Annotated in this window: 27 protein-coding genes and 1 tRNA gene; 11 read left to right on the forward strand and 17 right to left on the reverse strand. The window is 62.6% G+C overall.

All coding sequences use genetic code 11. The features are described 5' to 3' along the window. Nucleotides 1–6: 6 nt before the first annotated feature. Both NKI63_RS09625 and argH read right to left on the reverse strand, forming a co-directional pair. Nucleotides 7–213, reverse strand: coding sequence for a hypothetical protein (locus tag NKI63_RS09625; protein ID WP_023677931.1), 207 nt, complete (start codon nt 211–213; stop codon nt 7–9). Between the two features lie 71 nt (nt 214–284). Beyond that, nucleotides 285–1,685 carry an argininosuccinate lyase gene (gene argH / locus NKI63_RS09630; protein WP_352691041.1) on the reverse strand — a complete coding sequence of 467 codons (1,401 nt, stop codon included), beginning with the start codon at nt 1,683–1,685 and terminating at the stop codon, nt 285–287. 35 nt (nt 1,686–1,720) lie between these two features. Here argH and tlpA point away from each other — a divergent pair, with 35 nt between their 5' ends. Continuing rightward, complete coding sequence (gene tlpA, locus NKI63_RS09635) at nt 1,721–2,404, forward strand: thiol:disulfide interchange protein TlpA (protein ID WP_352691040.1); 684 nt, start codon at nt 1,721–1,723, stop codon at nt 2,402–2,404. A 2-nt stretch (nt 2,405–2,406) separates the two neighbouring features. Here tlpA and NKI63_RS09640 read toward each other — a convergent pair whose 3' ends face one another. Beyond that, on the reverse strand, nt 2,407–4,839 hold the full coding sequence (locus NKI63_RS09640; protein WP_352821228.1) for a bifunctional diguanylate cyclase/phosphodiesterase: 2,433 nt from the start codon (nt 4,837–4,839) through the stop codon (nt 2,407–2,409). A gap of 292 nt (nt 4,840–5,131) precedes the next feature. On the opposite strand from NKI63_RS09640, the gene ugpB reads away from it, so the two are divergent. The 4 genes from ugpB (at nt 5,132) to ugpC (ending at nt 9,340) form a co-directional block, all read left to right on the forward strand. Beyond that, nucleotides 5,132–6,442: a sn-glycerol-3-phosphate ABC transporter substrate-binding protein UgpB gene (gene ugpB, locus NKI63_RS09645; protein ID WP_352691037.1), complete on the forward strand. Its 1,311-nt coding sequence runs from the start codon at nt 5,132–5,134 to the stop codon at nt 6,440–6,442. A gap of 81 nt (nt 6,443–6,523) precedes the next feature. Continuing rightward, nucleotides 6,524–7,408 (forward strand): sn-glycerol-3-phosphate ABC transporter permease UgpA, encoded by an 885-nt coding sequence (gene ugpA / locus NKI63_RS09650; RefSeq protein ID WP_352691050.1) that lies wholly within the window; start codon nt 6,524–6,526, stop codon nt 7,406–7,408. A gap of 8 nt (nt 7,409–7,416) precedes the next feature. Then, complete coding sequence (gene ugpE, locus NKI63_RS09655) at nt 7,417–8,265, forward strand: sn-glycerol-3-phosphate ABC transporter permease UgpE (RefSeq protein WP_254816666.1); 849 nt, start codon at nt 7,417–7,419, stop codon at nt 8,263–8,265. A gap of 7 nt (nt 8,266–8,272) precedes the next feature. Further along, nucleotides 8,273–9,340, forward strand: a complete 1,068-nt coding sequence (ugpC, locus tag NKI63_RS09660) for a sn-glycerol-3-phosphate ABC transporter ATP-binding protein UgpC (protein WP_352691036.1) — start codon at nt 8,273–8,275, stop codon at nt 9,338–9,340. A 22-nt stretch (nt 9,341–9,362) separates the two neighbouring features. Here the strand turns inward: ugpC and NKI63_RS09665 are convergent, their stop codons facing one another. The 3 genes from NKI63_RS09665 to NKI63_RS09675 form a co-directional block, all read right to left on the reverse strand. After that, nucleotides 9,363–10,445, reverse strand: a complete 1,083-nt coding sequence (locus NKI63_RS09665) for an ABC transporter ATP-binding protein (RefSeq protein ID WP_352505106.1) — start codon at nt 10,443–10,445, stop codon at nt 9,363–9,365. Then, nucleotides 10,442–12,025 carry an ABC transporter permease gene (locus NKI63_RS09670; RefSeq protein ID WP_352704397.1) on the reverse strand — a complete coding sequence of 528 codons (1,584 nt, stop codon included), beginning with the start codon at nt 12,023–12,025 and terminating at the stop codon, nt 10,442–10,444. The genes NKI63_RS09665 and NKI63_RS09670 overlap by 4 nt, the downstream gene beginning before the upstream one ends. Nucleotides 12,026–12,191: 166 nt before the next feature. Then, nucleotides 12,192–13,199 (reverse strand): iron ABC transporter substrate-binding protein, encoded by a 1,008-nt coding sequence (locus NKI63_RS09675; protein ID WP_352821233.1) that lies wholly within the window; start codon nt 13,197–13,199, stop codon nt 12,192–12,194. 201 nt (nt 13,200–13,400) lie between these two features. Here NKI63_RS09675 and NKI63_RS09680 point away from each other — a divergent pair, with 201 nt between their 5' ends. Both NKI63_RS09680 and NKI63_RS09685 read left to right on the forward strand, forming a co-directional pair. Further along, nucleotides 13,401–13,943 (forward strand): sigma-70 family RNA polymerase sigma factor, encoded by a 543-nt coding sequence (locus NKI63_RS09680; protein ID WP_254816670.1) that lies wholly within the window; start codon nt 13,401–13,403, stop codon nt 13,941–13,943. Between the two features lie 2 nt (nt 13,944–13,945). Beyond that, nucleotides 13,946–14,584, forward strand: coding sequence for an NrsF family protein (locus tag NKI63_RS09685; RefSeq protein ID WP_352777816.1), 639 nt, complete (start codon nt 13,946–13,948; stop codon nt 14,582–14,584). Between the two features lie 9 nt (nt 14,585–14,593). Here the strand turns inward: NKI63_RS09685 and NKI63_RS09690 are convergent, their stop codons facing one another. The 7 genes from NKI63_RS09690 to NKI63_RS09720 form a co-directional block, all read right to left on the reverse strand. Further along, nucleotides 14,594–15,472, reverse strand: a complete 879-nt coding sequence (locus NKI63_RS09690) for a 3-hydroxybutyryl-CoA dehydrogenase (protein ID WP_352777815.1) — start codon at nt 15,470–15,472, stop codon at nt 14,594–14,596. Between the two features lie 114 nt (nt 15,473–15,586). Beyond that, nucleotides 15,587–16,516: an electron transfer flavoprotein subunit alpha/FixB family protein gene (locus tag NKI63_RS09695; protein ID WP_352777813.1), complete on the reverse strand. Its 930-nt coding sequence runs from the start codon at nt 16,514–16,516 to the stop codon at nt 15,587–15,589. 18 nt (nt 16,517–16,534) lie between these two features. Next, entirely contained in the window at nt 16,535–17,284 is a 750-nt protein-coding gene (locus NKI63_RS09700; RefSeq protein ID WP_352777811.1) for an electron transfer flavoprotein subunit beta/FixA family protein, read from the reverse strand. Between the two features lie 206 nt (nt 17,285–17,490). Continuing rightward, nucleotides 17,491–18,294 carry a rhomboid family intramembrane serine protease gene (locus NKI63_RS09705; protein WP_254816674.1) on the reverse strand — a complete coding sequence of 268 codons (804 nt, stop codon included), beginning with the start codon at nt 18,292–18,294 and terminating at the stop codon, nt 17,491–17,493. A gap of 22 nt (nt 18,295–18,316) precedes the next feature. Next, nucleotides 18,317–18,898, reverse strand: coding sequence for a cob(I)yrinic acid a,c-diamide adenosyltransferase (locus tag NKI63_RS09710; RefSeq protein ID WP_352777810.1), 582 nt, complete (start codon nt 18,896–18,898; stop codon nt 18,317–18,319). 25 nt (nt 18,899–18,923) lie between these two features. Next, complete coding sequence (locus NKI63_RS09715) at nt 18,924–19,115, reverse strand: twin transmembrane helix small protein (RefSeq protein ID WP_352505113.1); 192 nt, start codon at nt 19,113–19,115, stop codon at nt 18,924–18,926. 23 nt (nt 19,116–19,138) lie between these two features. Continuing rightward, entirely contained in the window at nt 19,139–20,005 is an 867-nt protein-coding gene (locus NKI63_RS09720; RefSeq protein ID WP_352777809.1) for an SDR family oxidoreductase, read from the reverse strand. A 57-nt stretch (nt 20,006–20,062) separates the two neighbouring features. Between NKI63_RS09720 and NKI63_RS09725 the strand changes: the two genes are divergently transcribed. Next, the gene (locus NKI63_RS09725) at nt 20,063–20,914 is read left to right on the forward strand and encodes a YihY/virulence factor BrkB family protein (RefSeq protein WP_254816677.1); all 852 of its coding nucleotides are present in this window, start codon (nt 20,063–20,065) and stop codon (nt 20,912–20,914) included. Nucleotides 20,915–20,958: 44 nt separating this feature from the next. On the opposite strand, the gene NKI63_RS09730 is transcribed toward NKI63_RS09725, so the two are convergent. Both NKI63_RS09730 and gluQRS read right to left on the reverse strand, forming a co-directional pair. Continuing rightward, nucleotides 20,959–21,834, reverse strand: a complete 876-nt coding sequence (locus NKI63_RS09730; protein ID WP_352821238.1) for a DMT family transporter — start codon at nt 21,832–21,834, stop codon at nt 20,959–20,961. Nucleotides 21,835–21,983: 149 nt separating this feature from the next. Beyond that, the gene (gene gluQRS, locus NKI63_RS09735) at nt 21,984–22,859 is read right to left on the reverse strand and encodes a tRNA glutamyl-Q(34) synthetase GluQRS (protein WP_352777804.1); all 876 of its coding nucleotides are present in this window, start codon (nt 22,857–22,859) and stop codon (nt 21,984–21,986) included. A gap of 123 nt (nt 22,860–22,982) precedes the next feature. On the opposite strand from gluQRS, the gene NKI63_RS09740 reads away from it, so the two are divergent. Next, on the forward strand, nt 22,983–23,624 hold the full coding sequence (locus NKI63_RS09740; protein WP_352777802.1) for a DNA-3-methyladenine glycosylase family protein: 642 nt from the start codon (nt 22,983–22,985) through the stop codon (nt 23,622–23,624). Nucleotides 23,625–23,753: 129 nt separating this feature from the next. Next, nucleotides 23,754–24,311, forward strand: a complete 558-nt coding sequence (locus NKI63_RS09745) for an HNH endonuclease (RefSeq protein ID WP_254816681.1) — start codon at nt 23,754–23,756, stop codon at nt 24,309–24,311. Nucleotides 24,312–24,531: 220 nt separating this feature from the next. Here NKI63_RS09745 and NKI63_RS09750 read toward each other — a convergent pair whose 3' ends face one another. Next, nucleotides 24,532–25,050, reverse strand: a complete 519-nt coding sequence (locus tag NKI63_RS09750; RefSeq protein ID WP_352777800.1) for a disulfide bond formation protein B — start codon at nt 25,048–25,050, stop codon at nt 24,532–24,534. 29 nt (nt 25,051–25,079) lie between these two features. Then, on the reverse strand, nt 25,080–25,667 hold the full coding sequence (locus NKI63_RS09755; RefSeq protein WP_023677958.1) for a YqaA family protein: 588 nt from the start codon (nt 25,665–25,667) through the stop codon (nt 25,080–25,082). A 273-nt stretch (nt 25,668–25,940) separates the two neighbouring features. On the opposite strand from NKI63_RS09755, the gene NKI63_RS09760 reads away from it, so the two are divergent. After that, nucleotides 25,941–26,025, forward strand: a tRNA-Leu gene (locus tag NKI63_RS09760). Nucleotides 26,026–26,335 lie beyond the last annotated feature (310 nt).

A 26,335-nucleotide genomic window follows, 5' to 3' on the forward strand; every position in this document is an offset into this window, starting at 1 on the left:
GAAAAATCAGAGCAGCGGGTCGAGGATGAATTTCTTGTCCTCAACAGGTTTTTCCGGCTCCGGCGGCAAAGGTTGCTTGGCCTTCTCGGCGTCCTTGCGGGCCTGCACGGCGGCCGCGTAGGGCGTATCGAGCGCAGCCTTCCTGCCGCAGGCCGCAACGGTGGCCATTGCTGCCAACAGCGTCAGCGTCACCAAAATCCTGCTTCCGGTCATCGTGCCATCCGTCCGAAACTGTTGCCCGCAGCCGCTTCTAGCCGAGTTTTGCGGCCATTGCACCCCGCGTCTTACGCCTTGGCGAGCCGCTTTTTCCAGTAGCGGATCTGCTTGCGCACCTCGGACGGCGCGGTGCCGCCGAAGCTCGTGCGGCTCTTTACAGAATTCTGCACGGCAAGAACCGAAAACACGTCGGCGCTGATACCGGGGTGAATGGACTGCAGATCCTCCAGCGAAAGCCTGTCGAGCCCGATCTTCCTGTCGTCGGCCAGCGCCACCGCCCGGCCAGTGATATGGTGCGCCTCGCGGAACGGCAGGCCGAGCGTGCGCACCAGCCAGTCGGCGAGGTCGGTCGCAGTCGAATAGCCGGCGCCGGCAGCCTTTTTCATCGCCGCGGTGTTCACCGTCATGTCGCGCACCATGCCGGTCATTGCCGCCAGCATCAGGTCGAGCGTCTCGGCCGCGTCGAAGACGGATTCCTTGTCTTCCTGCATGTCCTTGCCATAGGTCAGCGGCATGCCCTTCATTACTGTCAGCAAGCCGACGAGGTGCCCGGTGACGCGGCCGGTCTTGCCGCGCACCAGTTCGGCAGCGTCGGGATTCTTCTTCTGCGGCATGATCGACGAACCCGTCGAGAAACTATCCGACAGCCTGACGAAGCCGAATTGCGGCGTCGACCAGATGATGATCTCTTCAGCCAGTCGCGACAGATGCGTCGCGCAGATCGCTGCTACGCCCAGGAACTCGAGCGCGAAATCGCGATCCGAAACGCTGTCGAGCGAATTGCGCATCGGCTCGCGGAAGCCAAGCGCCTTCGCTGTCTCGTGCCTGTCAATCGGAAAGCTGGTGCCGGCAAGGGCGGCAGCGCCGAGCGGGCTTTCATCCATATGCTCAATCGCATCGCGGACGCGAGACAGGTCGCGCGCAAACATCTCGACATAGGCCATGCAGTGATGGCCGAAGGTCACCGGCTGCGCCGCCTGCATGTGGGTGAAGCCCGGCATCACCGTTGCCGCATGCTCCTCGGCGCGATCCAGGAACGCCGTGATCAGGCCCTTCAGCGCCTCGGCGACGCGAAAGCACTCGTCCTTGACCCACAGCCTGAGGTCGACCGCCACCTGGTCATTGCGCGAGCGGGCGGTATGCAGGCGGCCAGCTGCGGGCCCGATCAAATCGGCCAGACGGGCCTCGATATTCATGTGGATGTCTTCCAGCCTGGTGGAGAACTCGAATGTGCCGGTCTCGATCTCTGCCAGGATCGTGTTCAGCCCGTGAGTGATTTTTTCTTGATCGGCCGCCGAAATAATGCCCGTTTGCGCCAGCATCTGGCAATGGGCGATCGAGCCGCGAATATCCTGCGCATAGAGTTTGCGGTCGAACGAGATCGACGCGTTGATCGCTTCCATGATTGCGGCCGGACCCGAGGCAAAACGTCCGCCCCACATCTGGTTGCTGGCCTTCTTGTCGTTCATCGCTATAACCCGTGCTCCGGAGCAGTTTTTAAAAAATGGCAGACGGCAATAGATTCTTCCCGGCTTTGCGTCTCATCCTCGCCGCTTTGGTTGCGGGCGTGCTGGCCGGCGCGGTCGCGGTATATGTCAGGGAAAGCAGTTCTGGCAACAAGGCGCCCGCGCAAGTGGCCGCCGGCGGCGGCAAGGACGACGCCGCCTGCGTCGCCAAGACCGACCGTGCCAAGAAGATCGCCGCCGCTGCTACCGGCCAGGTTGCCGCGCTTTTGCCGGCGGATCCGCCGCAATCGCTGAAAAGCCTTGCCTTCAACGGCCCCGACGGCAAGCCGACGACGATCGCCGATCATGCCGGCAAGACGGTGCTGCTCAATCTGTGGGCGACATGGTGTGCACCTTGCCGCGCCGAAATGCCGGCGCTCGATGCGCTGCAGAAGGAGATGGGCAGCGATGCGTTTCAGGTTGTTGCCGTCAACGTCGATGCCGGCGACGATGCCAAACCGAAGAAATTCCTGGAGGACACCGGCGTCAAGTCGCTCGGCTACTATCGCGATGCCACGATGTCGCTGTTCAACGACGTCAAGACGCGCGGCCTGGCGCTAGGTCTGCCCGTCACCATGCTGATCGATGGGCAAGGCTGCCTCATCGCCCATATGAACGGCCCGGCCGAATGGTCGGGGCCGGATGCCAAGCGTCTGGTCGAGGCGGCGCTTCAGCCGGGATAGGCTCAGACCGTGCGCAGGCGCGGCTTGAGCACGGCAATGCTTGCGCCGCGTCGGCTGGCTGTGCGGATTGCCGGAGCAGCCACGCCCGTCAGTTCGCCGAACGTCTCGATCGGAGCCGGTTTGCCGAGGTAATAGCCTTGCCCGATCTCGCAAGCCTCGGCATCCAAGAACTGCAATTCACCCGGCGTCTCGATGCCCTCCGCAAGGACCGGTAGGCCGAGACCGCGTCCAAGCCCCAGCACGGCGCGGACGATCGCCGCGAACTGGGCGTTCTTGTCGACCGATTTGATGAACGACCCGTCGATCTTGATCTTGTCGAAGGGAAAGGCGCTAAGGTTGGACAGCGAAGAGTAGCCGGTGCCAAAATCGTCCATCGCTACATGCACGCCAAGCGCCTTGACCTGCCTCAAGGCCGCCAGCGCGCGGGGCATATCCTTCACCAGGGCTGTTTCGGTGATCTCCAGTTCCAGCCTGCCGGGTGCCAGGCCGGACCTCGCCAGTGCATCATGCACCTTGCGGCTGAAGTTCGGATTGTGAAGCTGCACGGCGGAGACGTTGACGGCGACCATCAGCGGATTTGTCCAGCGAGCAGCATCGTTACAAGCCGTCGTCAGCACCCAGTCGCCGATCTGGGCGATCGCGCCACTGTCCTCGGCCACGGGGATGAAAACAGCCGGAGAAATATCACCCCGCTCAGGGTGCTGCCACCGGACCAGGGCTTCGAAGCCGATCATCCTGCCGCCGCGGATTTCCTTCTGAGGCTGGTAGACGAGGTGGAACTCCTTGCGGGCGATGGCCTGGCGCAATTCATGCTCCATCACGCGCTTGTCGCGGGCCGCGGTGCCCATGGCTATCTCGAAAAACCGGTAAGTGTCCCTGCCTTCGGTTTTGGCGCGATGGAGTGCCGTGTCGGCATGGCTGATCAGGCCGGCCTGGTCTTCGGCATCCAGCGGAAAGAAGGCGATGCCGATGCTGGCCGAGACGAGGCCGGAGCCGACCGAAACCCTGTTTTCCTCGCAGATCGCCGCCAGCAAGTCCTCGGCTATCCGGCCTGCGGCCAAGGGGTCGGGGAGGTTCGGAGCTATGATGGCAAATTCGTCACCGCCGAGACGCGCGAGCATCTGTCCGTTGCGCGGGATGCCGGAGATGCAGTGCGCGAGCTTCTGCAGCATCGCGTCACCGGCGCTGTGGCCGTAGAGGTCGTTGACTTGCTTGAACCGGTCGAGGTCAAGCAGCAGGAGCGCCAGATATCCATCCTTGCCGCCACGATCCATCGAGGCGACTTCTGCTTCCAGCCGGGAAGAAAAGCTCCGCCGATTGGCAAGCCCGGTAAGCGGATCGAAATGCGCGAGGCGGAGAATCTCTTCTTCTGCCTTCTTGCGCTCACGGATGTCGCGAACGGCAAGCACCGTATGAGGCCTGCCGCAGTAGGTGATCTTCCTGGCGATCAGCTCGACAGGAATTCTCGCGCCGTCGCTGCCCCTTAATTTCGCTTCCTGCGCCTGTTCGCCGAAGCCGGACATAGCGGCTGCGCTCTGTCCGTCGAAAAGCTCGCCGAGTTGCATCGTGTTCAGGGTGGCTGTCGCTGTTCCGGTCAGCTTCGCCATACTGTCATTGGCGCTGACGATGCGGGTGCCATCGCAAACGATCAGACCTTCCACCGCCGCATTGGCGAGATCGTGCATGCGCTCGGCCTCGAGCTTCTGGTGGCGAAAGCGCAGATCGATCCACAGCGCGGCACCTGACAGCACAAGGATTACAAGGCTGGCGACCGCTGCGGCAAAGGCCTGGGAAATGGGCTCGATGGAATGTTCGGATATTTCAATCGAGGAACCCGGAATGATCGACACCGCGGCCATCGCGATGAAATGCAAGCTGCAAATGGCCAGCGTCAAAAGCGCGGCGCCGCCGAGAGTCGCGACTGCTGACGGGCGGCGCAAAACGACCAGGAGTGCCAGTGCCGCAAGGGTCACGCCGGCCAGAAGCGACATCGCGACAAGGAGCAGGTTCCATACGACCCGGCCTTCGACCTCGAAAGCCGCCATGCCGATGTAGTGCATCGTCGCGATGGCGCCGCCCAGAATGGCACCACCGACGAGGAAATGGTCGATGCCGCGGCGCAAGGTGGCGACCCACATCCCAAGCGCGGTCAGGATGACGGCGGCGGCAAGCGAAAAGGCGGATAATCCCGGATTGTATGCGTTCGGTATTCCCGGCGTAAACGCGGTCATGGCGATGAAATGCGTCGCCCATATGCCGAACCCGGTCGAGGCCGCGGCGATCATCAGCCAGACAAGCCGGTTTCGCTCGGTCGATCGGCCGACATGCTTAAGGAGATTAACTGCTGAGAAACAAGAAATTCCACAGACGAGTGCGGCGAGCGCAACCAGTCTCAGGTCGTGCTGATTTACGATACAATTATAGACCGTCAGCATCCTGGTTCACTCGGTCAAAACTAACAGGGGAGGTGTGACGGATTAGCTCTTGGAGATTTTAACGAATAGTTAACCCGTAGGCCATGAGGCGGGTCTTTTCGGGGGAAAACCGATGCCGCTGCGCCGAAAAGGCGGTGATGTCGTTTCTGACGCCCGGTTTCGGTAGCGAGTGCACTTTAGGAAGGAATGGTGTTCATTGATCGGCAACAAAACCGTTGTCCGATTGTCATCAGCGCCACATATTGGCTTTGCGGAGGTGCCCCTTTCGCCAATGACAAACGGGAGATGAAACATGAAGTTCTTCGGCTTTGCGGCCGGTATCGCCGCCACCGTGACCCTGCTTTCCACCACCTCCGCCTTCGCCGTCACGCAGATCAGCTGGTGGCACGCCATGACCGGCGCCAACGCCGAGGTCGTCGCCAAGATCTCCAAGGATTTCAACGCCAGCCAGAGCGAATATGAGCTCGTTCCGGTGTTCAAGGGCACCTATCCGGAGACGCTGAATGCCGGCATCGCTGCCTTTCGTGCCGGGCAAGCGCCCGATATCCTCCAGGTGTTCGACGTCGGCACCGGCGTGATGATGGCGGCCGAGGGTGCGATAAAGCCGGTGGCCGATGTGATGACCGGCGCCGGGATGACTTTCGACAAGAGCCAGTATCTGCCCGGCATCGTCGGCTATTATTCCAAGCCGGACGGCACCATGCTGTCCTTCCCCTACAACTCCTCCTCGCCGATCCTCTACTACAACAAGGACATCTTCCAGAAGGCAGGCCTCGACGTGAACAATCCGCCCAAGACCTGGAACGAGGTTTGGGAAGCCGCCAAGAAGATCAAAACGAGCGGCGCCGCCTCTTGCGGCTATACCTCGACCTGGCTGACCTGGATCCATCTGGAGAATTTCGCGGCGTGGAATGACGTGCCTTGGGCGACCCAGCAGAATGGCCTGGCCGGCGGCGACGTCGAACTCAAGATCAATGCGCCGATTTTCGTCAACCACTTCCAGGCGCTCGCCGACCTGGCCAAGGACGGCACGTTCAAATATGGCGGACGCACCTCCGAAGCCAAGCAGATATTCCTCGCCGGCGAATGCGGCATCTTCACCGAATCGTCGGGCGGCCTCGGCGATATCGTCAAGTCCGGCATGAATTATGGCATCGGCCAGCTTCCCTACGACAGTGACGCCAAGGGTGCCCCGCAGAACACAACGCCGGGCGGTGCCAGCCTATGGGTGTTCGGCAACAAGTCGGACGAGGAATACAAGGGCGTTGCCGCCTTCTTTGCCTATCTGTCCAAGACTGATGTGCAGGAATACCTGCACCAGAAGTCGGGATACCTGCCTGTGACGCTCGCCGCGTACGAGGCGACCAAGAAATCAGGCTTCTATGAAAAGAACCCCGGCCGCGAGACACCCATCCTGCAGATGATCGGCAAGCCGCCGACCGACAATTCGAAGGGCGTGCGCCTGCCGAATCTGCCGCAGGTGCGCGATATCCAGAACGAGGAGCTGGAGAAGATGCTGGCCGGCCAGCAAACCGCCCAGCAGGCCCTCGACAATGCGGTCGCGCGCGGCGACGCCGCAATCAAGGAAGCCCTGGACAACTAACGAGATCGTCTCGGTCAGTCGGTTGGAATATCGCCCACGCGCGCGCGTGTGGGCGATGCCTGGATAGCGAGGGAAATCAGCCTGTCTCCACGCGTCGTCTTTCCCAACAATATCCTGCCCTACCTGCTGGTGGCGCCACAGCTCGCCATAACCCTGGTTTTCTTCTACTGGCCGGCCGGTCAGGCGCTTTACCAGTCGATGCTCAGGCAAGACCCGTTCGGGCTGAAGAGCAGGTTCGTCTGGTTTGCCAATTTCCGGAAGGTGCTGGCCGATCCGGCCTATCTCAACTCGATCAAGGTCACGGTGGTGTTCTCGCTTGCGACCGCGATCGTTGCCATGGTTGCGGCCCTGCTGCTCGCGGTTATGGCCGAGAAGGCCATGCGCGGCAAAGGCCTCTACCGCACACTGTTGATATGGCCTTATGCCGTGGCGCCGGCGATTGCCGGCATGCTGTGGCTGTTTCTGTTCAACCCTTCGATAGGCTCGTTGGCCTATTTGCTGAGAAGCCTCGGCATCGCATGGGACCCACTGCTCAACGGCACCCACGCCATGATCCTGCTGGTGTCGGCGGCTGCCTGGAAGCAGATCAGCTACAATTTCCTGTTCTTCGTCGCCGGCCTGCAGGCGGTGCCGAAAACGCTGATCGAAGCGGCGGCCATGGACGGCGCCGGCGAAACCAAGCGCTTCTGGACCATCGTCTTCCCGCTGCTTGCGCCGACAACCTTTTTCCTGCTGGTCGTCAACACCGTCTATGCCCTGTTCGACACGTTCGGCATCGTTCATGCCGTCACCGGCGGCGGGCCGGGCAAGACGACCGAGACGCTGGTCTACAAGGTCTACAATGACGGCTTTGTCAATCTGATCCTGGGCGACTCGGCGGCGCAGTCGGTCATTTTGATGGCTATCGTCATCGCGCTCACAGCGATCCAGTTCCGCTATGTGGAACGCAAAGTCCACTACGGCTGAGGGCAGCGATGATCGGCCAGTCCCCGCTCCGCACCTTCATCGCCCATGCCGTGCTCATCCTCGGCATATTGATCGTGGCTTTTCCGATCTACTACACCTTCGTTGCCTCGACGCACACGCTGCAAACGATCCTCAGGCCGCCGCTGCCGCTCTTGCCGGGCGGCCAGCTATGGAACAACTACAGTGAGGCGCTGTTCGGCGGCATCGGCCGTATCGGCGGGGTCAGCGTCGGCAGGCTGCTCCTCAACACCACGATCATGGCGCTCGGCGTTGCGGTCGGAAAGATCTTCATCTCGATCCTGTCGGCCTACGCGATCGTGTTCTTTCGCTTTCCGCTGCGCATGACCTTCTTCTGGCTGATCTTCATCACCTTGATGCTTCCAGTCGAGGTGCGCATCCTGCCGACCTACAAGGTGATGGTCGATCTCGGCATGATCGACACCTATGCCGGCCTGATCGTCCCGCTGATCGCCTCAGCCACCGCAACGCTGCTGTTTCGCCAGTTCTTCATGACCATACCGGGCGAATTGGTCGAGGCGGCGCGTGTCGACGGTGCCGGGCCATGGCGCTTCTTCTTCGATATCCTCCTGCCGCTGTCGCGGACAAACATCGCCGCGCTGTTCGTGATCCTCTTTATCTATGGCTGGACGCAGTATCTTTGGCCGCTGCTCGTCACCAACAGCAACGACATGAACACCATCGTCATCGCGCTGAGAAAGATGGTTTCGTTCGCCGACGCCGACACCCAATGGCACCTCGTGATGGTCACGGCAATGCTGGCCATCGTGCCACCGATCCTCGTCGTGGTGATGATGCAACGCTGGTTCGTGCGCGGCCTGGTCGAATCCGAAAAGTGAGACTCTGATGGCGACCGTCGATCTGAAGGACGTGAAGAAGGTCTATCCCAGCGGCGTCGAAGCCGTGAAGGGCGTCTCCATCGCCATTCCCGACAAGGAGCTTTGCGTGCTGGTCGGGCCGTCAGGTTGCGGTAAGTCCACGCTGCTGAGGATGATCGCCGGGTTGGAGACCATTTCGGCCGGTACAGTCGCCATCGACGGCAAGGTGGTCAACGCCATCGGCCCGACCGAGCGCGACATCGCCATGGTGTTCCAGAATTACGCGCTCTACCCACATATGAAGGTCTATGACAACATGGCCTATGGCCTGCGCAACCGCGGCACGCCGAAGGACGAGATCGATAGCAGGGTACGCTCGACGGCCAAGGTGCTGGAGCTTTCGGCGCTGCTCGACCGGCGCCCGCGCGAGCTTTCAGGCGGTCAGCGCCAGCGCGTCGCCATGGGTCGCGCCATCGTGCGCAACCCGAAGGTCTTCCTGTTCGACGAACCACTGTCCAACCTCGATGCGAAATTGCGCGGGCAGATGCGCATCGAGATCAAGAATCTGCAGCGCTCGCTTGGCGTCACCTCGGTTTATGTCACGCACGACCAGCTTGAGGCGATGACGCTGGCCGACATCCTCGTCGTCATGAACGCCGGACTGGTCGAGCAGACCGGCGCTCCGCTTGATGTGTACGAGAAACCGGCTTCGACCTTCGTCGCTTCGTTCATAGGCGCACCGCCGATGAATCTGCTGGCGCTCACAGGGGCCTCCCCAAGCTCGGTATTGGCCGACGGTACGGTGATTGGCTTGGCGCCTCGACAGGGCAAGGTGGTGACACTAGGCTTTCGTCCGGAGGACGCCGATATCACCTTCGCGGCAGAGGCGCCGGCCGGCGCGCTCGCGCTGCCTGCGACAGTGGAAGCGGTCGAACCGGTCGGTGCCGAAAGCTTTCTCCATTGCGTGGCAGCCGGCAGCCGCATCGTGGTGCGCGTCTCAGGCCGCGCCAACGCCAAGCCAGGTGACCGATTGCGCGTCGTGGCCAGGTCCGAAACGCTGCATTGGTTCGATCAGGCGGGCAAACGGGTCGATTGAAATCGGCCTTGCGCAAAACCGTTCAGGCAAACACATGCGCCTTGCCCGACACGGTCAGCCGCACGATCTCGCCGACCGCCGGCGCGTCCATGCCCGGCTTGCGCAGGATCAATGGCGTGTTGCCGATGGCGGCCGCGTCGGGCGGATCGGGACTGTTCAAGAGACGCACGGCGATGGTGCACATCGAGCCGGCGAACTCGGATTCCGTGACCTCGCCGAACAGCATGTCCGGCGTGCCCGACATGCCTTCACGCGAGGTTCGTTTCAGCAGCACCTGCTCGGGCCGCAGCATGATGCGGGCAATGTCGCGCCGCTCGGTGCTGTCGACGGCGATGCGGCCGAGCGGCGAGGTAGCGAAGCCATCGGCGATCCTGGCCGGCAAGACGATGGCGTCGCCGAGGAACTCGGCGATCATCCTGTCCTTCGGCCTGAAATAGAGCTCGCGCGGCGTGCCGATCTGCGAGAATTTGCCGTCGCGCATCACCGCGACCTGGCTGGCGAATGACAGCGCCTCGGCCTGATCATGGGTGACCAGGATGGTGGTGATGCCGGCGGTTTCAAGGAGCTCGGCCACGGCCTTGCGCATCGAGGCGCGCAGGCCGGTGTCGAGCGCCGAGAACGGCTCGTCGAGCAGCATCAGCCGCGGCTTCATGGCCATGGCGCGGGCGAGCGCGACGCGCTGCTGCTGGCCGCCGGAGAGTTCGTGCGGACGGCGCTTCAGGATACCTTTGTCCAGCCCGACGACATAGGCGAGCTCGGCGATGCGCTCGCTGCGCTTTTCCTCGTGACGCCCCATGCCGAAGCCGATATTGGCGGCGATGCTCAGATGCGGGAACAGAGCGCCGTCCTGCGCCACCAGCCCGATGCCGCGGCGATGCGCCGGCACGGCCGTGTCGCCATCGGCCAGCATCTCGCCATCGAGCACGATGCGGCCCTGGTCCGGCGCCTCGAAGCCGGCGATCAGCCGCAGCAACGTGGTCTTGCCGCAACCGGATGGCCCGACAATTGCCGTACGGCTGCCGCTGGCCACGCTGAGGTCGACGCCGGCAAGTGCTGCGACGGGGCCGTAGTGCTTGTGGATGCCGCTCAGCTCGAGAAAGCTCATCGCCCGGCCATCCGCTTCGACTGGACGTAGAGCAGCCAGGTCAAAGGCAGCGACATCGCCACCATGATCAGGGCATAAGGCGCCGCCGACGCATAGTCGATCTCGCCGCTATAGGACCAGAACGCCATGGCCAGCGTGCGGGTGCCGTTGGGCGCCAGCATTTGGGTTGCGGTCAATTCGTTCATGATACCAAGGGCAACCAACGCCATGCCGGCTGCGGCGCCCGGCGCCGACAGGCGGATGGTCGTCGACCACAGCGCCTTGAGCGGCGACCGGCCGAGGCTGGAGGCGGCGCGTTCGAGCTCGACTGGCGCCTGTGCTATCGACGCCCTGAGGCTAATCAGGGCGCGCGGCAGGAACATCAGCGCATAGGCGACCAGGATGGTGAACAGGGTCTGGTAGAGCGGCATGGCGACACGCACGGCGATGGTGACCAGCGCCAGGGCGATGACAACGCCGGGCAACGCGCCGACGATATAGTTGCAGCCCTCCAGGACGCGTTGCAGCCGCCCCGGTGCGCGGATCGAAATCCACGCCATCGGCATTGCCGCGACGGTGGCGAGCAGCGCCCCGGCAATCGCCAGGAACAGCGTTTGGCCAAGCGCCAGGCCGATCTCGTCGAGCCGCCAGACATCGGCGCCGCCGGCCATGAGCCAGCGGCCGATGGTGGCGAACGGCACGCCGAGCGCCAGTAGCGTGGTAATGGCAGGCAGCAGCAGGCAAGGAATGGTGGCGCGCCCAAGGCTCGTGCGCTGCTGCTGGCGCGCGGCACCCGAACCGACGCGGGCATAGCGCTCTTCGCCGCGCACCAGCACCTCCAGCCCGAGCAGCACAAGGCAGCAGGTCACCAGCACGCCGGCCAGCATGTTGGCGGCGGGACCGTTGAAGGTCGACTGAAACTGGTCGACGATCGCGGTGGTGAAGGTGTCGAAGCGGATGAAGACATAGAGCCCGTATTCGGCCAGGAGGTGCAGGCCGACCAGCAGCGAGCCGCCGCAAATGGCGAGTCGGAGCTGCGGCAGCACGACACGCCGAAACACGCGCCATGGGCCAAGCCCGAGGGCCGCTGCTGCATCTTCGAGAGCGGGATCGAGCCGGCGCAAAGCTGCCGCTATCGGCAGATAGAGGAACGGGAAATAAGCGATGACGGATACAAGCACGCCGGCCCACAGGCCGTGCAGTCTGGGCGCCATGGTGATCCAGGCGTAACTGTGGACGAAGGCGGGAATGGCGAGCGGCGCCACCGACAACCAGGCCCATAGGCGGGCCCCCGGCAGATCGCTGCGCTCGGTCAGCCAGGCCAGCGCCACCGACAGCACGATCGAAATCGGCACGGTCAGCACCACCAGCAGACTGGTGTTGACCAGAAGTTCCCCGACGCGCGGCCTGAACACCAGCGCCGCCACGGTTTCCCAGCCAGTCTGCACCGCCACCCAGACGATGAAGGCAAGTGGCAGCAGCGCGAAAAGCGAAACAAAGACGGCAGCCAGTGCAATCCATGAGACCGACCAACGACGTGCCCGCACGGCCGTCGTATCGGCTGGCAAGCCTGAAGGTGCAAGATCGATCGCCGACTGCATCAGATCAGACGTTGTGCCGTTTCCGCCCGAAGGCGGAAACAATCGTCGGCGAATGCGGCGAGCAGCTTGTGGTCATGGACAAATGCCATCTTGAAAACAGAGCGCTCCCGCGGAAAGCGAATTCCCACAGGAGCGCAGTCGGTTGCCCTTTTAGGACGAACGCCGGCTAAAGCAAGCCGGCCGCCGTCATCAGGTCGGTGACCTTCTTCGAGTTCAGCGTCGTCGGGTCGACTTTCGGCGCCTGCAGATCGGCCAGCGGCACCAGCTTCGGATTGGACTCAGCGCCCTTGCCGACTGCGTATTCGAACGAATCGCCTGTCTTCAGTACGTCCTGGCCGCCCTTGCCGGTGACCCATTTCAGGAAAGCCTGCGCTTCCTTCGGGTGCTTGCTCGAGGCCAGCACGCCACCGCCGGACACTGAGACGAAAGCGCCGGGATCCTGGTGCTTGAAATAGTGCAGCTCGACGTTCTTGCTGTTCTCGCCGGTCTTGGCCTGATCGCCGTAATAGTAATAGTGATAGATCACGCCGCCTTCGACCTCGCCGGCATTGACCGCCTTCATCACCGTGCTGTTGCCCTTATAGGCGGTAAAATTCTCCTTCATCGCCTTTAGCCATTCGGCCGTCGCTGCCTCACCCTTGAGCTGCAAAAGCGCGCTGACGATCGCCTGGAAATCGGCGCCGGAGGGCGATGCGGCCCAACGGCCCTTCCAGCTCGGATCGGCGAGATCGAGAAGCGATTTGGGCAGCTGGTCGGCGGCCAGCTTGGTCTTGTTGTAGGCAAAGACCGTGCTGCGCGCGGCGATGCCGACCCATTTGCCGCTCGCCGGCTGGTACTCCTGCGGAACCTGGGCCAGCGTCTCGGTGTCGACCGGTGCGAACAGGCCGGCCGCCTCGACTAATGCCATGGCCGGCGAATTCTCCGTCAGGAATACATCGGCGGGCGAAGCGGTGCCTTCCGCAACGATCTGATTGGAGAAATCGCTGTCGCCGCCATTGCGGACGGTAACCTTGATGCCGGTTTCCTTGGTGAATCCCTCCGCCCAGGCCTTGGTCAGGTTTTCGTGCTGGGCGTTGTAGACGACGATACCCTCGTCCTCTGCTATTGCCGGGCCGGCGATCAGGCTGATTGCAAGTGCTGTCGCACCGGCAAGGGCGGAAAGAGCATATTTCATGGCGTCGTCCTCGATTTCGATGGTCGTTGGCTTGGCACGCTGCACCTACCAATACATGACTAGCGCAGTCAACATTGCTGGCCCACTCAATTGCTCAAAAGGCCAAACTTTCGTGATGCTCAGCTAATTTGCCTTGGACATTATTTCGCCGGCCCCGTAACAAATCAGCGCCGAGACGCGAATATCGGGGAGTGAACTCTTGTGAGCGGCAAGGACGAAGCCGAGCTTTCACGGCTGCTGCGGGCCGCGATCGCCGGAGACGAAAGGGCCTATGCCGACTTTCTGCACCGGATCGCCGCGCTCGTTCGTGGCTTTGCCCGGCGCAAGATCGTGCAGGGTGGGGTGGATCCCGAGGATGTCGTGCAGGAAACCTTGCTGGCCATTCATGTGAAACGACACACCTGGCGCGATAATGCGCCGGTGCTGCCTTGGGTCTATGCAATAGCCCGCTTCAAGCTGATCGACGCGTTCCGGCGGCGCGGCCGGCGGATCGAGGTCGAGATCGACGAAATCGCCGAGACCTTTGCCGAGCCGGAATCGGAGACGGTGAGCGAGCGCGACGTCAACCGGGCGCTCGACAGCCTGTCGCCGGCACAGCGTTCCGTCGTCTCGGCCGTATCGGTCGAAGGCCGTTCGATCGGCGAGACGGCGGCAAAATTCGGCATTAGCGAGACGGCTGTGCGGGTGTCACTGCACCGCGGGCTTGCCGCCATTGCCAAACGGTTCGGGGCGAGGCGGGAATAAAAATGAGGACCGAAGATCTCATCAAGGCGCTCGACGCCGATGCCCGCAGCAAGGCGCTGCCGCTAGGCGCCGCCTGGTGGCTTGCCGCCGGTGCGGCCATGGTGATCGCGGCCGCGGTTTTCTGGCTGACGATCGGCCCGCGCCCCGACATTGCGATCGCCATGCACACGATGCGGTTCCTGTCCAAATTCGTCTTCACGATCGCTCTTTCGGCCAGCGCCTTTGCCCTGGTGCATGCGCTGTCGACCCCCGGTGCATCGACCCGCCGAGCGGCAAGCTGCATGATCGCCGCCCCGCTGCTGGTGATTGTGGCCGTGATTCTCGAACTCTTCGCCGTGCCTGCGTCCGACTGGGGCACACGCCTGGTCGGGACGAACATGGTCATCTGCCTGACCTTCATTCCGTTGATCGGGATCGGCCCGCTTGCCGTCTTTCTCGCGGTCCTGCGCCATGGCGCGCCGACAAGGCCGGTGCTTGCCGGTGCGGCCGCGGGCCTGCTTGCCGGCGGGCTGGCGGCGACCTTCTATGCGGCGCATTGCTTCGACGATTCGCCGCTTTTCGTCGGCACCTGGTATACGATCGCGGTCGCCATCCTTGCCGTGCTCGGGGCGCTCGGCGGACGACTTTTTGTGCGCTGGTAGCGATAAGGATCAGCGTGTCGGAACGGGATGCTCGCCGCGATAGTCGTAAAAGCCGCGCCCGGTCTTGCGGCCGAGCCAGCCGGCCTCGACATATTTGACCAGCAGCGGGCAGGGGCGGTATTTCGAATCGGACAGCCCGTCATGCAGCACCTGCATGATCGACAGGCAGGTATCGAGCCCGATGAAATCGGCAAGCTGCAGCGGCCCCATCGGATGGTTGGCGCCGAGCTTCATGGCGGTATCGATGGCGTCGACCGAGCCGACACCTTCATAGAGCGTGTAGATCGCCTCGTTGATCATCGGCAGCAGGATGCGGTTGACGATAAAGGCCGGGAAATCCTCCGAGACGGTGATCGTCTTGTCGAGCTGCTTCACATAGGTTTTTGCCGCCTCGAAGGTCTGGTCCTCGGTGGCGATGCCGCGCACCAGTTCGACCAGCTTCATCACCGGAACCGGATTCATGAAATGTATGCCGATGAAGCGTTCCGGCCGGTCGGTCTGCGAAGCCAGCCGTGTGATCGAGATCGATGATGTGTTCGTCGCCAGGATGGCCTCGGGGTTGAGCTGCGGGCAGAGCTGGGCATAAATCTTGCGCTTGACCGTCTCGTCCTCGGTCGCTGCTTCGATCACCAGATCGGCGCCCGCAAGGTCGGCCATGGCCGGCGCCGCCGAAATACGCGCCATCGCCTCATTGCGCAGCGTTTCCTCGAGTTTGCCGGAGCCGACCTGACGGGCCATGTTGCCGCTGATCGTAGCAATGCCCTTTTCGATGCGGTCGGGCGAAATATCGTAAACCAGCACCCTATAGCCCGCCAGCGCCGACACATGGGCGATGCCGCCACCCATCTGGCCCGCGCCGATGATGCCGATCGTCTCGATCTTGCTCATTACCCGATCCCGTCGAGGCCTTTGCGGCCCGTTTTTTTGTGCAGTGCAAACTAAAAGGGCGGGGCGACTCGTCTACCCCACCCCTCGGAATTTAATACGCTTTGGCAGAAGGCGTCAAAGCGCCTTTTGCAGTTCCGGCAGAATGACGAAGAGATCGCCGACGAGACCGTAGTCGGCGACCTGGAAGATCGGCGCCTCCTCGTCCTTGTTGATGGCAACGATCACCTTCGAATCCTTCATGCCAGCAAGGTGCTGGATGGCACCGGAGATGCCGACGGCAATATAAAGGTCGGGCGCTACTACCTTGCCGGTCTGGCCGACCTGCCAGTCGTTCGGCGCATAGCCGGCATCGACGGCGGCGCGAGATGCGCCAACCGCCGCACCGAGCTTGTCGGCGACCGGCAGGATGACCTCCTGGAACTTCTCGGAGGAGCCCAGCGCACGGCCGCCCGAGATGATGATCTTGGCCGAGGTCAGCTCTGGACGGTCGGTCTCGGAGAGCTTGTTCTCGACAAAGCTCGACAGGCCGGGATTGGCCGCCGCCTGAACCGTCTCGACCGGCGCGGAACCACCCTCGGGTGCTGCCTGGAAGGAAGCGGTGCGCACCGTGATGACCTTCTTGGCGTCACTCGACTGCACCATCTGGATGGCGTTGCCGGCATAGATCGGCCGCTTGAAGGTGTCGGGCGACAAGACTTCGATGATTTCCGATATCTGGGCGACATCGAGCAGCGCCGCCACGCGGGGCGCGACGTTCTTGCCCGACGAGGTCGCCGGCGCGATGATCGTCTCGTATGGCTCAGCAAGCGAAACGACGAGTGCCGCCAGCGGTTCGGCGAGACGCTCGGTCAGTTCGTCAGCGTCGGCGAGCAGCACCTTGGTAACGCCCTTGAGCTTGGCGGCTGCGTCCGCTGCCGGCTTGGCATCTTTGCCGGCAACTAGCACATGCACGTCCGAACCGATCTGCAGCGCCGCCGAAAGCGCCTTGGCGGTCTGGTCGGAAAGCGCAGCGTTGTCGTGTTCGGCGATCAGAAGAACTGTCATTTTTTATCCCTTCCTGGCCTACAGCACGCCGGCTTCGTTTTTCAGCTTGTCTACCAGTTCGGCGACGCTCTTGACCTTGACGCCCGCCTTGCGGCCGCCCGGCTCCTCGGTCTTGATCACCTTCAGCCGCGGCTTGACGTCGGCGCCGTAGTCGGCAGGGCTCTTCTCGTCGAGCGGCTTCTTCTTGGCCTTCATGATGTTGGGCAGCGACGCGTAGCGTGGCTGGTTCAGGCGCAAATCGGCGGTGACGATTGCCGGCATCTTCAGTTCCAGCGTCTGCAGGCCGCCATCGACCTCGCGCGTCACCGTGGCCTTTTCACCGTCGAGCACGATCTTGGAGGCGAAGGTGCCCTGCGCCCAGCCGAGAAGTGCGGCCAGCATCTGGCCGGTCTGGTTGGAATCGTCGTCGATCGCCTGCTTGCCGAGAATGACAAGGTCGGGCTGTTCTGCCTCGACGACGCCCTTCAGCACCTTGGCGACGCCCAGCGGCTCAGTCTGCTCGTCGGTCTTGACCAGGATGGCGCGGTCGGCGCCCATGGCGAGCGCCGTGCGCAAGGTCTCCTGTGCCTGCTGCGGCCCGATCGACACCACGATGATCTCTTCGGCCTTACCAGCTTCCTTCAGCCGGATCGCCTCTTCCACCGCGATCTCGTCGAACGGGTTCATCGCCATCTTGACGTTGGCGAGTTCCACCGCCGAACCGTCCGCTTTCACCCGGACCTTGACGTTCGCATCCACAACCCGCTTCACGGGCACAAGGATCTTCATTTGCCTGTCACCTCTTTCACGATAGTCTCTCACGCTCGTCGGACGCGCTATAGCAGCGTGCACCTCTTCAGAGTTGTCGAAAGCCGACATTCCGGACGGAATTCTGGTCTTCGCCACGCCAGTAGGGTGGCGCTTCCGTAGTTGCGGCGACCCCGCGCGTCAATATCCGGGCGCACTCGGATCCTCGGCGAAGCACTCAAATCAGTTCAGTCCGGACCGGAAACGCTTCCTCGGCCCCAGCGCGGCGCCTGCTGCGCAGGTTGTGGTTCGCTTGGCGCCGGCTCTACGGCAACGGGCACATGGCCGGCGACCACCACAGTCTCTTCATCCGCAGCGGCGAGCAGCGGCACGCCGCGGCTGCGCAAGACAAGCACCAGCACGGCTCCGGCGATGATGCCGCCGATATGGCAGGCCCAGGAGACCTGATCCTCGCCTCCCTGGGCAAACATGAAGATCTGGAACAGGATCCACAGGATGAGCGGGATGAAAGCCGGGATACGCAACGGGATGCGGGCGAAGGCCAGCACCCACACCTTCACGCGCGGATAAAGGATCAGATAGGCAGCGACGACACCGGCGATGGCGCCCGACGCACCGATCAGCGGCACTTGCGAATCCCAGGCCACCAGACCCTGGAAGAAAGCGCCGGCAATGGCGCAAAGCAGGTAGAAGATGAGGTAGCGGATGTGGCCGAGTGCATCCTCGACATTGTCGCCGAATACCCACAGGAACAGCATGTTGCCGCCGAGGTGGAAGATATCCGCGTGCAGGAAGGAATAGGTCAGGTAGCTCAGGCTCTCGGGAATGACGACGAATTGCGGAGCGAGCTCGACGCTGTCATGCACGACCGACGGGATGAAGCCGAGGCCCAGCACCGCGGCGTTGGAGAAGTCCTCACCGCCAAGCGTGGTGACAAGGTAGATCAACACATTGAGCGCGATCAGGCCGATGGTCACATATTGCAGCTTGATGTGCCGCAGCCTGTTGGTGTCGTAAAGCGGGATGAACATCGGGTCCCCAGCTCGGCGGATTTCAGCGGTTCTTGCCAGGAACCCATAGCACGTCGGCGTTTCCGTTGTCATTGACCGCGCGCGCGGCAACGAACAAGAAGTCCGAGACGCGGTTGATGTACCTTATTGTCTCGCGGTTGACGGGCTCGTTTGGGTCTTGCGACAGCGCCACCATGATGCGCTCGGCGCGGCGCGCGACCGTACGGGCGAGGTGAAGGGCGGCGGCGGCCGGCGTGCCGCCATTGAGCACGAAGGATTTGAGCGGCCGCAGATTTTTATTGAGGAGGTCGATGTCCTGTTCGACGCGGTCGGTCTGCGAGGCGACGATGCGCAGCGGCTCGTAGTCCAGCGGCTTGCCATTATCGGGGACTGCCAGATCGGCGCCGAGATCGAAAAGATCGTTCTGGATGCGGCCGAGCATCGCATCGATCGCCGGATTTACTGCCGCTGTATGGATGCGGGCCATGCCGATGCAGGCATTGGCCTCGTCGACGGTGCCGTAGGCGTCGATGCGAAGGTCGGATTTCAGCCGCCGCTCGCCGGAGCCGAGACCGGTGGTGCCGTCGTCGCCAGTGCGGGTGTAGATCTTGTTGAGCTTGACCACGGGGTACCTCCCGACTGGTGCTGCGTCACTTACGGGTGAAATACACCGCCAGCATGATCAGCACCAAGGCCACGAACTGCAAGAGCACGCGCGTCTGCATCAGCTTGTTGGAGGTCATGCTGGAGCCGCCGCGCATCATGTTGATGAGGCCGCGCATCAGCACGATCACCACTGCGACCATGACAAGAACGGCGAGGATGTTGAAGACGGTTGCCATGGTGTGTTCCAGTTGAATTGCGTTCAGGCGCGTTTGGCGAGCAGACGGTAGAGTGCAGATGCCGGCAGGATGCGTTTAAAGATCGCGCCGATCCTGGCCGGCACTGTTACCACATAATGCGGGCGCGGGCGCCGCGACAGAAGCGCATGGTGCAAGGCGGCATAAACCACCTCCGGCCCGGGCTTCAGCCGCGATGTGCTGCCGCCGGCCCGCAGCCGTTTGAGTTGCGCCGCATAGGCGAGGCGATGAACGGAATTCTCGTGATCGATATTCGCCAGGAACCATGCGAGGCTGTTGCTGGCGATCTTCGATCTTACCGGCCCCGGCTCGATCAGCGAAACATGGATGCCGCTACCCCGGAGTTCTTGATAGAGGGACAGCATCAGCCCTTCGATAGCGTGCTTCGATGCCGAGTAGGCGCCGCGAAAAGGCACCGGCGCGAGGCCGAGGATCGATGAGCAATGAACGAGACGACCATGGCCCTGGCGGCGCATCACCGGTACGACGCGGCGAGTGAGATCATGCCAGCCAAAGACATTGGCCTCGAACTGCTGCCGCAAAGCCTGGACCGGCAGGTCCTCGACGGCGCCGGGCTGTCCGTATGCGCCATTGTTGAAGAGCGCATCGAGTCGGCCGCCGGTCCGTTCCAGCACCGACGTCACCAGCGCCTCGATCGATCCGGGCTCGGTGTAGTCCAGATAGAAGGCCTCAATGCCGTCGGCCTCGAGCGCGGCGATATCCTCGGGCTTTCGGGCCGTTGCGAACACCCGCCAGCCTTCCTTCTTAAGAGCATGGGCGCAATAGGCGCCTATACCGGAAGAGGCACCTGTGACAATGATGGTGCGCAACTCTTTTCCGGGAGGAATGGTGGTTTGACCTAGGGTTGTCATTTACTGCAAACCCTTCCCATATTCGCGGCGTCCGGACAATCGAAGGGAACGCGGTTCTTGTTGCGGAAGATCGTAGCCCTTAAACGCGTCCTCTACGACGCGCTCGGCCATTTCAACACCGACGACGGCTGGGCAATGGCCAGCCATCTGGCGATCACCGCGCTGATGGCGCTTTTTCCTTTCCTGATCTTCGCTACGACGCTGGCGAGTTTTTTCGGCGCGCAGGCCTTCGCCGACACCGCCGTGCACCTTGTGTTCGACACATGGCCCGAGCAGATCGCCAAACCGATCGCACGCGAAGTGCTCAACGTGCTTACCGTTAGGCGCAGCGACCTGTTGACGTACGGTATCGTGCTTGCCGGATACTTCGCCTCGAACGGCATCGAGGCGCTGCGCACTTCGCTCAACCGCGCCTATCGTGTCTCGGAAACGCGGGGCATCATCTACCGGCGGGTGCAGAGCATCATCTTCGTGCTGATCGCGACGGCCGGGTTTTTGGCGATCAGCGTGCTGCTGGTCTTCGCGCCGTTGCTGGCACGGCTGGCCGAGTCGCATTTCGAATGGATAAAGCCCTACATGGGCACGATCACGCTGTGGCGTTACGTCATCGCCTCGGTCGTCATCATCGGCGGTCTGTTCGCCGTGCATTTCTGGTTGCCGGCCGGCAAGCGCCGCTTCGTTTCGATCGTGCCTGGCATCATCTTCACGCTGATCGGCTGGCTTATCGGGTCGACCATCTTCGCCGCCTATCTCGATCATTTCTCGTCCTATGTGACGACCTATGCCGGCCTCGCCTCGATCATGATCGCCGTCGTATTCCTCTATATCGTCTCGGCGATCTTCATCCTCGGTGGCGAGCTCAACGCCGCGATCAGCCGCTATTTAGAGGCGCGTGCGAGAGTCGGCTGAGTTAAGCATGATCTTTTCCGAAAACCGGTTCCCACTTTTTGGGATCATGCTTTTGGCGGCTGAGCGGTCGCCAGCCCGACGCCGAGCGTCGCGATTGCCATGCCGGCGATCTGGAGCGGGCTCAACTGCTCACCGAACAATGCCCAGGCGATGACCGCGGTGACGGCCGGCACGAGGTAAAACAGCGAGGCGACCTTCGACATCTCGCCGTCGCGGATCATCACCATCAACAGGAAGATGGCGCCGATCGATAGCACCAGCACGAGCCAGGCCATGGCGAAAATCAGTTCGCCGTTGACGATGACCGTTCGGGTCTCGAAGGCGAACGAGGCCAGAGCCATCACCGATGCGCCGCCGACATATTGCCAGAACGTGGCAGCCACCAGATCGCCGCCGGAGGCGAAACGCTTCTGCCAGATCGTGCCCGCACTCATGCCGAGTACGGCGACCAGCGAGGCGCCCAGTGTTTCGGCCGTCACCCCGCCGCCGAGCGCGCCGAGCTTCGGCCAGAGCACGATTACCACGCCGATCAACCCGAGACCGAGACCGGCCCAGTGGCGCGGCAGGATGGCCTCGCCCAGAAGCCGGCCGGCGAGCACTGCCGTGATCAGCGGCTGAAGGCCGACGATCAGGGCTGAAAGCCCAGCGGGCATGCCCCGGTGGATGGACCAGAACACGCCGCCGAGATAGACCCCATGCATCAGGATGCCGGCGCCGGTCGCGTGCAGCGCCTCATCACGGGTGGCGCGGCTCGAACCTAATGCGGCCATCAAAGCGACAAGCAGGATTGCGGCCAGGACAAAGCGCGCGGCCAGGAAAGTAAAGGGCTCCGCCCACGGCATGGCATAGCGCGCGCCGATGAAGCCGGTCGCCCACAGGACGACGAAAGAGGCGGGGATGAACCGCTTGAGGCTGTGCATTTTCAGGAGGCCGCGGTGAATTCGGGTGAGGGATCGACTGCGGCGACTGCTTAATGCCGTTCGGGCCGGCAAGCAAAACCAAACGGTTGATCCATAGAGTCATTTGAATTGAAGGAGCGCCGTTGATGGCCGTCAGCTCGCAGGTCTAGCTAGAGACCGACCAGCCGCCTAACATCGTCGGGCGAGGCGCCCGCCGCACGCTGGGCGGCAAGGCTGGTATCGCCAAGACTCTTCGACAGTTTTCGTCCGTCCGGGCCGAGGATCAGGCGATGGTGAAAATAGGCCGGCTGCGGCAGGCTAAGCAGCTGCTGAAGCAGCCGCTGCACGCTGGTCGCGGAATAAAGATCCTGGCCGCGCACGACATGGCTGACGCCCTGCAGCGCGTCATCCACGGTGACGGCGAGGTGATAGCTGGTCGGGATTTCGCGGCGCGCCACGACCACATCGCCCCACTCGTGCGGATGGGCTTCGACACGACGCGCCGCGGAGAGCGTCTCGTCCGTGTATTCGGCCCATGACAGGTCCTTGCCGGCGCGCTCTATTGCCGCATCGACGTTCAACCGCCAGGCAAATGGCACATTTTCGGCGATGCGCCGCTTGCGTTCGCTCGTCGGCAGCGCCTTGTCGGCGGCGGGATAGAGCGGCACGCCGTCCGGGTCCCGCGGCCAGTCGCGGCCGCGCTTTTCGCTGTCGGCGATGAAGGCGCGGATCTCACTTCTGCTCATGAAGGCCGGATAGACAAGCTCCGCTTCGATCAACCGCTCGAGCATCGCCCGATATTCGGCAAAATGCTCGGACTGGCGGCGCACCGGTTCCTCCCAGCCAAGCCCCAGCCATTTCAGATCGCGAAAAATGCCTGCCTCGAATTCCGGCGTGCAGCGCGTCGTGTCGATGTCCTCGATGCGCAGCAGCAAGCGTCCGCCCGCCGCCTTTGCCAATTTCTGATTGAGCAGCGCCGAATAGGCATGGCCGAGATGCAGTTCGCCGTTCGGGCTCGGCGCGAAGCGGAATGTCAGCAGTGTCATTGTCCGGCGGGCAATCGGGTTGTGCGGCGCTTTCGCCAATTGCTACTTTGCGCCGGCAGCGTCGTGCGTCCAGAGGGACACGTGACGAAACGTGCGGCACTTTTGATTTTGGAATAAGCAGACATGCAACGCATCGCCAGCCTCGACGACATTGCGCAAGGGCTGGATAGGCTATGCTTGCTCGACCCACGCCTGGAAAAAGTGCGCGGCATGGCCGGCGAGGTGCCGCTCAGGCTGTCGGAGCCGGGGTTCAGGAGCCTTGCTTCCATCGTCGTTTCGCAACAAGTGTCCCGCGCGAGCGCCGATGCCATCTTCGGCCGCCTGACGGAACTGCTCGATCCGCTGACGCCGCAGGCGATCCTTGCCGCCGATGAGGCGATCTTTCGCAACGCGGGACTATCGCGGCCCAAGCAGCGCGGACTGATTGCCGTCGCCCAGGCGGTGGCCAACGGGCTCGACCTCGATCACCTCTGCCGGCTCGATGCAAGCGAGGCTATCGCGGCCATGACCAGGGTGCCGGGCATCGGCCCGTGGACGGCTGAAGTCTACCTTTTGTTTGCCGCCGGACACCCGGACATCTTTCCGGCGCGCGACGTTGCATTGCAGAGCGCGGTCGGCCATGCGCTCGGCATCGACCCGCGTCCGCCGGAGAAAATGCTGATCCGGCTTGCCGAATCATGGAGCCCGTGGCGCGGTGTCGCATCGCGGCTTTTCTGGGCTTATTATCGAGAATTGAAGGGCAGGGATGCCGCGCCTCCGGCCTGAATCCGCAAAAAAGCATTGAAATCATGCGTTTTTGAGACCGGGCATGATCGACAATCCGCTTCACATCCCTGTCATGTCGGGCTTACAGTATCCGCGTCGACCGGTTCTAGGGTGAAGGAGGTCAACGACGTGACGGTTGCCGTATCTCCGGATGGGCTTCCAGCGCTGGTGCTGAATGCGGATTACCGTCCGCTCAGCTATTACCCCTTGTCGCTCTGGTCCTGGCAGGATGCCATCAAGGCGGTGTTCCTCGAGAGGGTGAACATCGTCGCCGAATACGAACACGCCGTCTCGTCGCCGACCTTTTCGATGAAGCTGCCGAGCGTCGTCAGCCTGAAGGCTTACGTGAAGCCGTCGAGGCATCCGGCGTTTACCCGTTTCAACGTCTTCCTGCGCGACCGTTTCCAGTGCCAATATTGCGGTACGCCGGACGATCTGACGTTCGACCATGTCATTCCGCGCCATCGCGGCGGCGCCACGACCTGGGAGAATGTCGTCGCTGCCTGTTCCCCCTGCAATCTGAGGAAGGGCGGCATGATGCCGGCCCACGCCAAGATGTGGCCGCTGCAGAAGCCCTACCAGCCGACGGTGCATGATTTGCATAATAACGGCCGGCTGTTCCCACCCAACCATCTGCACCAAAGCTGGATGGATTATCTTTACTGGGATGTCGAACTCGAACCATAGAGTTCGGCAGAAATCCGCCATGCCGGTCGCCTGACGCAGCTTTCTACGCTTCCGGCCTTCGCCGGCCGAAGCATTCATGAGCGGTCGTGGCGTGGTAGTTAAGGCTACGGCCGGCGTAGGCCGGTGCTCACGTAGTTTAGCACGCTCCGCTCCGGTTCTCGAAAGCTACGTCATGCACTCCGGCCTGACGAATTTCTGAACGAATTCTGCGTTGTGCCACTCAGTCGCGGGCGAAGGCGCCGCGGAACGCGACGGCGGCGAGGACAAAGCTGGCGATGGCATTCCAGCCCGCCAGCGACAGGCCGAGGATGCGGAGCGCCGCCTTGTCGCAGGAAGGCGGGACAAATTTGTCGAGCGCGTCGAGCACGCCCTTGCCGCCGGTGTCCACCGGCCCTGCGGCTGCGGTGCAATCGGTCGGGCCTGGCCACCACGCCCATTCGACGCCGGAGTGATAAACGCCGAGATAGACGCCGTAGAGCATCAGCAGGCCGCCAATGGCCAGCAGGCCACGGCTTACCCAGGCTGGTGCCCGAAGCGCCGACGCAAGCACCGCCAGCAGCATCAAGGGCACGCCGACGTAGTAAGGCGTGCGCTGCTCGAGGCAGAGCTTGCAGGGGATGTAGCCGCCAACATACTGGAAGGCCAGCGCCGAGCCGACCGTGGCGGCCATGGCGACGGCGAGAAACAGGGCGGTGCGCAGCCGCTGGCGTCCGGTATCGGCATTCACGGTCGCTGTCATCGGGCTCAGTCCGTTCGGTTCGATGCCGTTCAGACGGCGTATTTGACGACGATATAGAGCAAAATCAGGGCAGCGGCGGCGGCGCCCGCAATCTGGCCAAGGCGCTTTTCGATGAAGTGGCGGATCGGCTCGCCATAGCGGCGCAACAGCCACGCGAGAAACAGGAAGCGAGCACCGCGCGCCACGATTGCCAGCACGATGAACAGCAGCAAAGGAACACCGATGACGCCCGACAGGATCGTCACTACCTTGATCGGCGGCAGATGGGCGAGGCCGGAGGTGACCAGCATCAGGATGATGAAGCCGACACCCGATGAGACGCGCATCGCTTCGAACTCGTCATATTTGCCATAAAATTCGAGGATCGGCCGCGCCACCGCATCATAGGCATAATGGCCGATGAACCAGCCGGCGATGCCGCCGAGCACCGAGGCGACGGTGGCGACCAGCGCGTAACGATAGGCGCGATCCGGCCGCGACAGCGCCATCGGCAGATAGAGGACGTCGGCCGGCACCAGGAACACCGAACTCTCGACGAAGGCGATGAAGGCCAGCCACCATTCGGCGGATTTGCTCGCCGCCAGAGACAAGGTCCAGTCGTAAAGTCCGCGAAGCATCGGCACTCCTAATGCACGCCCAAACCAGAACCGGTCTTGGGATCACGACATGTACAAACAAGACTTGGAAGCGCCCCGCATCACCCTCGTCGGACAAGGTGCGCTTCAATGACATGCGCCGCCTGTCTAGAAAGATTTTCCGCGCTGCACAATGGCAGCTGCTTCACGAAATCGAAAGGCTGAGGCTTGAGCGAGCCCAGATGTCGGGATTTGGCCAGTTGACGAACAGGCCTCCAACCGTATAGTCCGCGCCATCCAGGCCGTCCGGCCTGAGCCCCTATGGCGGAATTGGTAGACGCGCTCGACTCAAAATCGAGTTCCGCAAGGAGTGCTGGTTCGATCCCGGCTAGGGGCACCATTTCCTAAATCCCCACGCTATTTCGTATTAAACCCAATGGCGTGGCTGGGATTGTCCTCCGATGCGCTCGACGGCGGCCGATGATCGCATCTTGCTGCTGCCGCAAGCTGCTCAACCGGGCGTTCCTCACCACACGCAATCTGACGTGCCGCGGTCTCGGTCATTGCGAGGGATGCGCCGCCAACGTCCGCGGTCAGCACCGGTATAGCCGAACCGGACAGTCCACCAAGGCCGGCGACGAGAAACGCGAAAAGACGCCGCCGCATACTCGATCGCTGTCCGACGGACGTGTTTCCTCCCGCGAACTATC

Origin of the sequence: Mesorhizobium sp. M0410, assembly GCF_040321435.1 — a bacterium.
Lineage (GTDB): Bacteria > Pseudomonadota > Alphaproteobacteria > Rhizobiales > Rhizobiaceae > Mesorhizobium.

What these genes read in the sequence shown, in the direction of transcription:
- NKI63_RS09665 (WP_352505106.1), bottom strand. Translation starts at nt 10,445, where the DNA reads ATGAGCTTTCTCGAGCTGAGCGGCATCCACAAGCACTACGGCCCCGTC.
- ugpE (WP_254816666.1), top strand. Translation starts at nt 7,417, where the DNA reads ATGATCGGCCAGTCCCCGCTCCGCACCTTCATCGCCCATGCCGTGCTC.
- NKI63_RS09695 (WP_352777813.1), bottom strand. Translation starts at nt 16,516, where the DNA reads ATGACAGTTCTTCTGATCGCCGAACACGACAACGCTGCGCTTTCCGAC.
- NKI63_RS09690 (WP_352777815.1), bottom strand. Translation starts at nt 15,472, where the DNA reads ATGAGCAAGATCGAGACGATCGGCATCATCGGCGCGGGCCAGATGGGT.
- NKI63_RS09750 (WP_352777800.1), bottom strand. Translation starts at nt 25,050, where the DNA reads ATGACAGCGACCGTGAATGCCGATACCGGACGCCAGCGGCTGCGCACC.
- NKI63_RS09715 (WP_352505113.1), bottom strand. Translation starts at nt 19,115, where the DNA reads ATGGCAACCGTCTTCAACATCCTCGCCGTTCTTGTCATGGTCGCAGTG.
- NKI63_RS09640 (WP_352821228.1), bottom strand. Translation starts at nt 4,839, where the DNA reads ATGCTGACGGTCTATAATTGTATCGTAAATCAGCACGACCTGAGACTG.
- NKI63_RS09705 (WP_254816674.1), bottom strand. Translation starts at nt 18,294, where the DNA reads ATGTTCATCCCGCTTTACGACACCAACAGGCTGCGGCACATCAAGCTG.
- NKI63_RS09675 (WP_352821233.1), bottom strand. Translation starts at nt 13,199, where the DNA reads ATGAAATATGCTCTTTCCGCCCTTGCCGGTGCGACAGCACTTGCAATC.
- NKI63_RS09740 (WP_352777802.1), top strand. Translation starts at nt 22,983, where the DNA reads ATGCAACGCATCGCCAGCCTCGACGACATTGCGCAAGGGCTGGATAGG.
- NKI63_RS09730 (WP_352821238.1), bottom strand. Translation starts at nt 21,834, where the DNA reads ATGCACAGCCTCAAGCGGTTCATCCCCGCCTCTTTCGTCGTCCTGTGG.
- gluQRS (WP_352777804.1), bottom strand. Translation starts at nt 22,859, where the DNA reads ATGACACTGCTGACATTCCGCTTCGCGCCGAGCCCGAACGGCGAACTG.
- tlpA (WP_352691040.1), top strand. Translation starts at nt 1,721, where the DNA reads ATGGCAGACGGCAATAGATTCTTCCCGGCTTTGCGTCTCATCCTCGCC.
- ugpC (WP_352691036.1), top strand. Translation starts at nt 8,273, where the DNA reads ATGGCGACCGTCGATCTGAAGGACGTGAAGAAGGTCTATCCCAGCGGC.
- NKI63_RS09720 (WP_352777809.1), bottom strand. Translation starts at nt 20,005, where the DNA reads ATGACAACCCTAGGTCAAACCACCATTCCTCCCGGAAAAGAGTTGCGC.
- NKI63_RS09685 (WP_352777816.1), top strand. Translation starts at nt 13,946, where the DNA reads ATGAGGACCGAAGATCTCATCAAGGCGCTCGACGCCGATGCCCGCAGC.
- argH (WP_352691041.1), bottom strand. Translation starts at nt 1,685, where the DNA reads ATGAACGACAAGAAGGCCAGCAACCAGATGTGGGGCGGACGTTTTGCC.
- NKI63_RS09670 (WP_352704397.1), bottom strand. Translation starts at nt 12,025, where the DNA reads ATGCAGTCGGCGATCGATCTTGCACCTTCAGGCTTGCCAGCCGATACG.
- NKI63_RS09625 (WP_023677931.1), bottom strand. Translation starts at nt 213, where the DNA reads ATGACCGGAAGCAGGATTTTGGTGACGCTGACGCTGTTGGCAGCAATG.
- NKI63_RS09755 (WP_023677958.1), bottom strand. Translation starts at nt 25,667, where the DNA reads ATGCTTCGCGGACTTTACGACTGGACCTTGTCTCTGGCGGCGAGCAAA.
- NKI63_RS09700 (WP_352777811.1), bottom strand. Translation starts at nt 17,284, where the DNA reads ATGAAGATCCTTGTGCCCGTGAAGCGGGTTGTGGATGCGAACGTCAAG.
- ugpB (WP_352691037.1), top strand. Translation starts at nt 5,132, where the DNA reads ATGAAGTTCTTCGGCTTTGCGGCCGGTATCGCCGCCACCGTGACCCTG.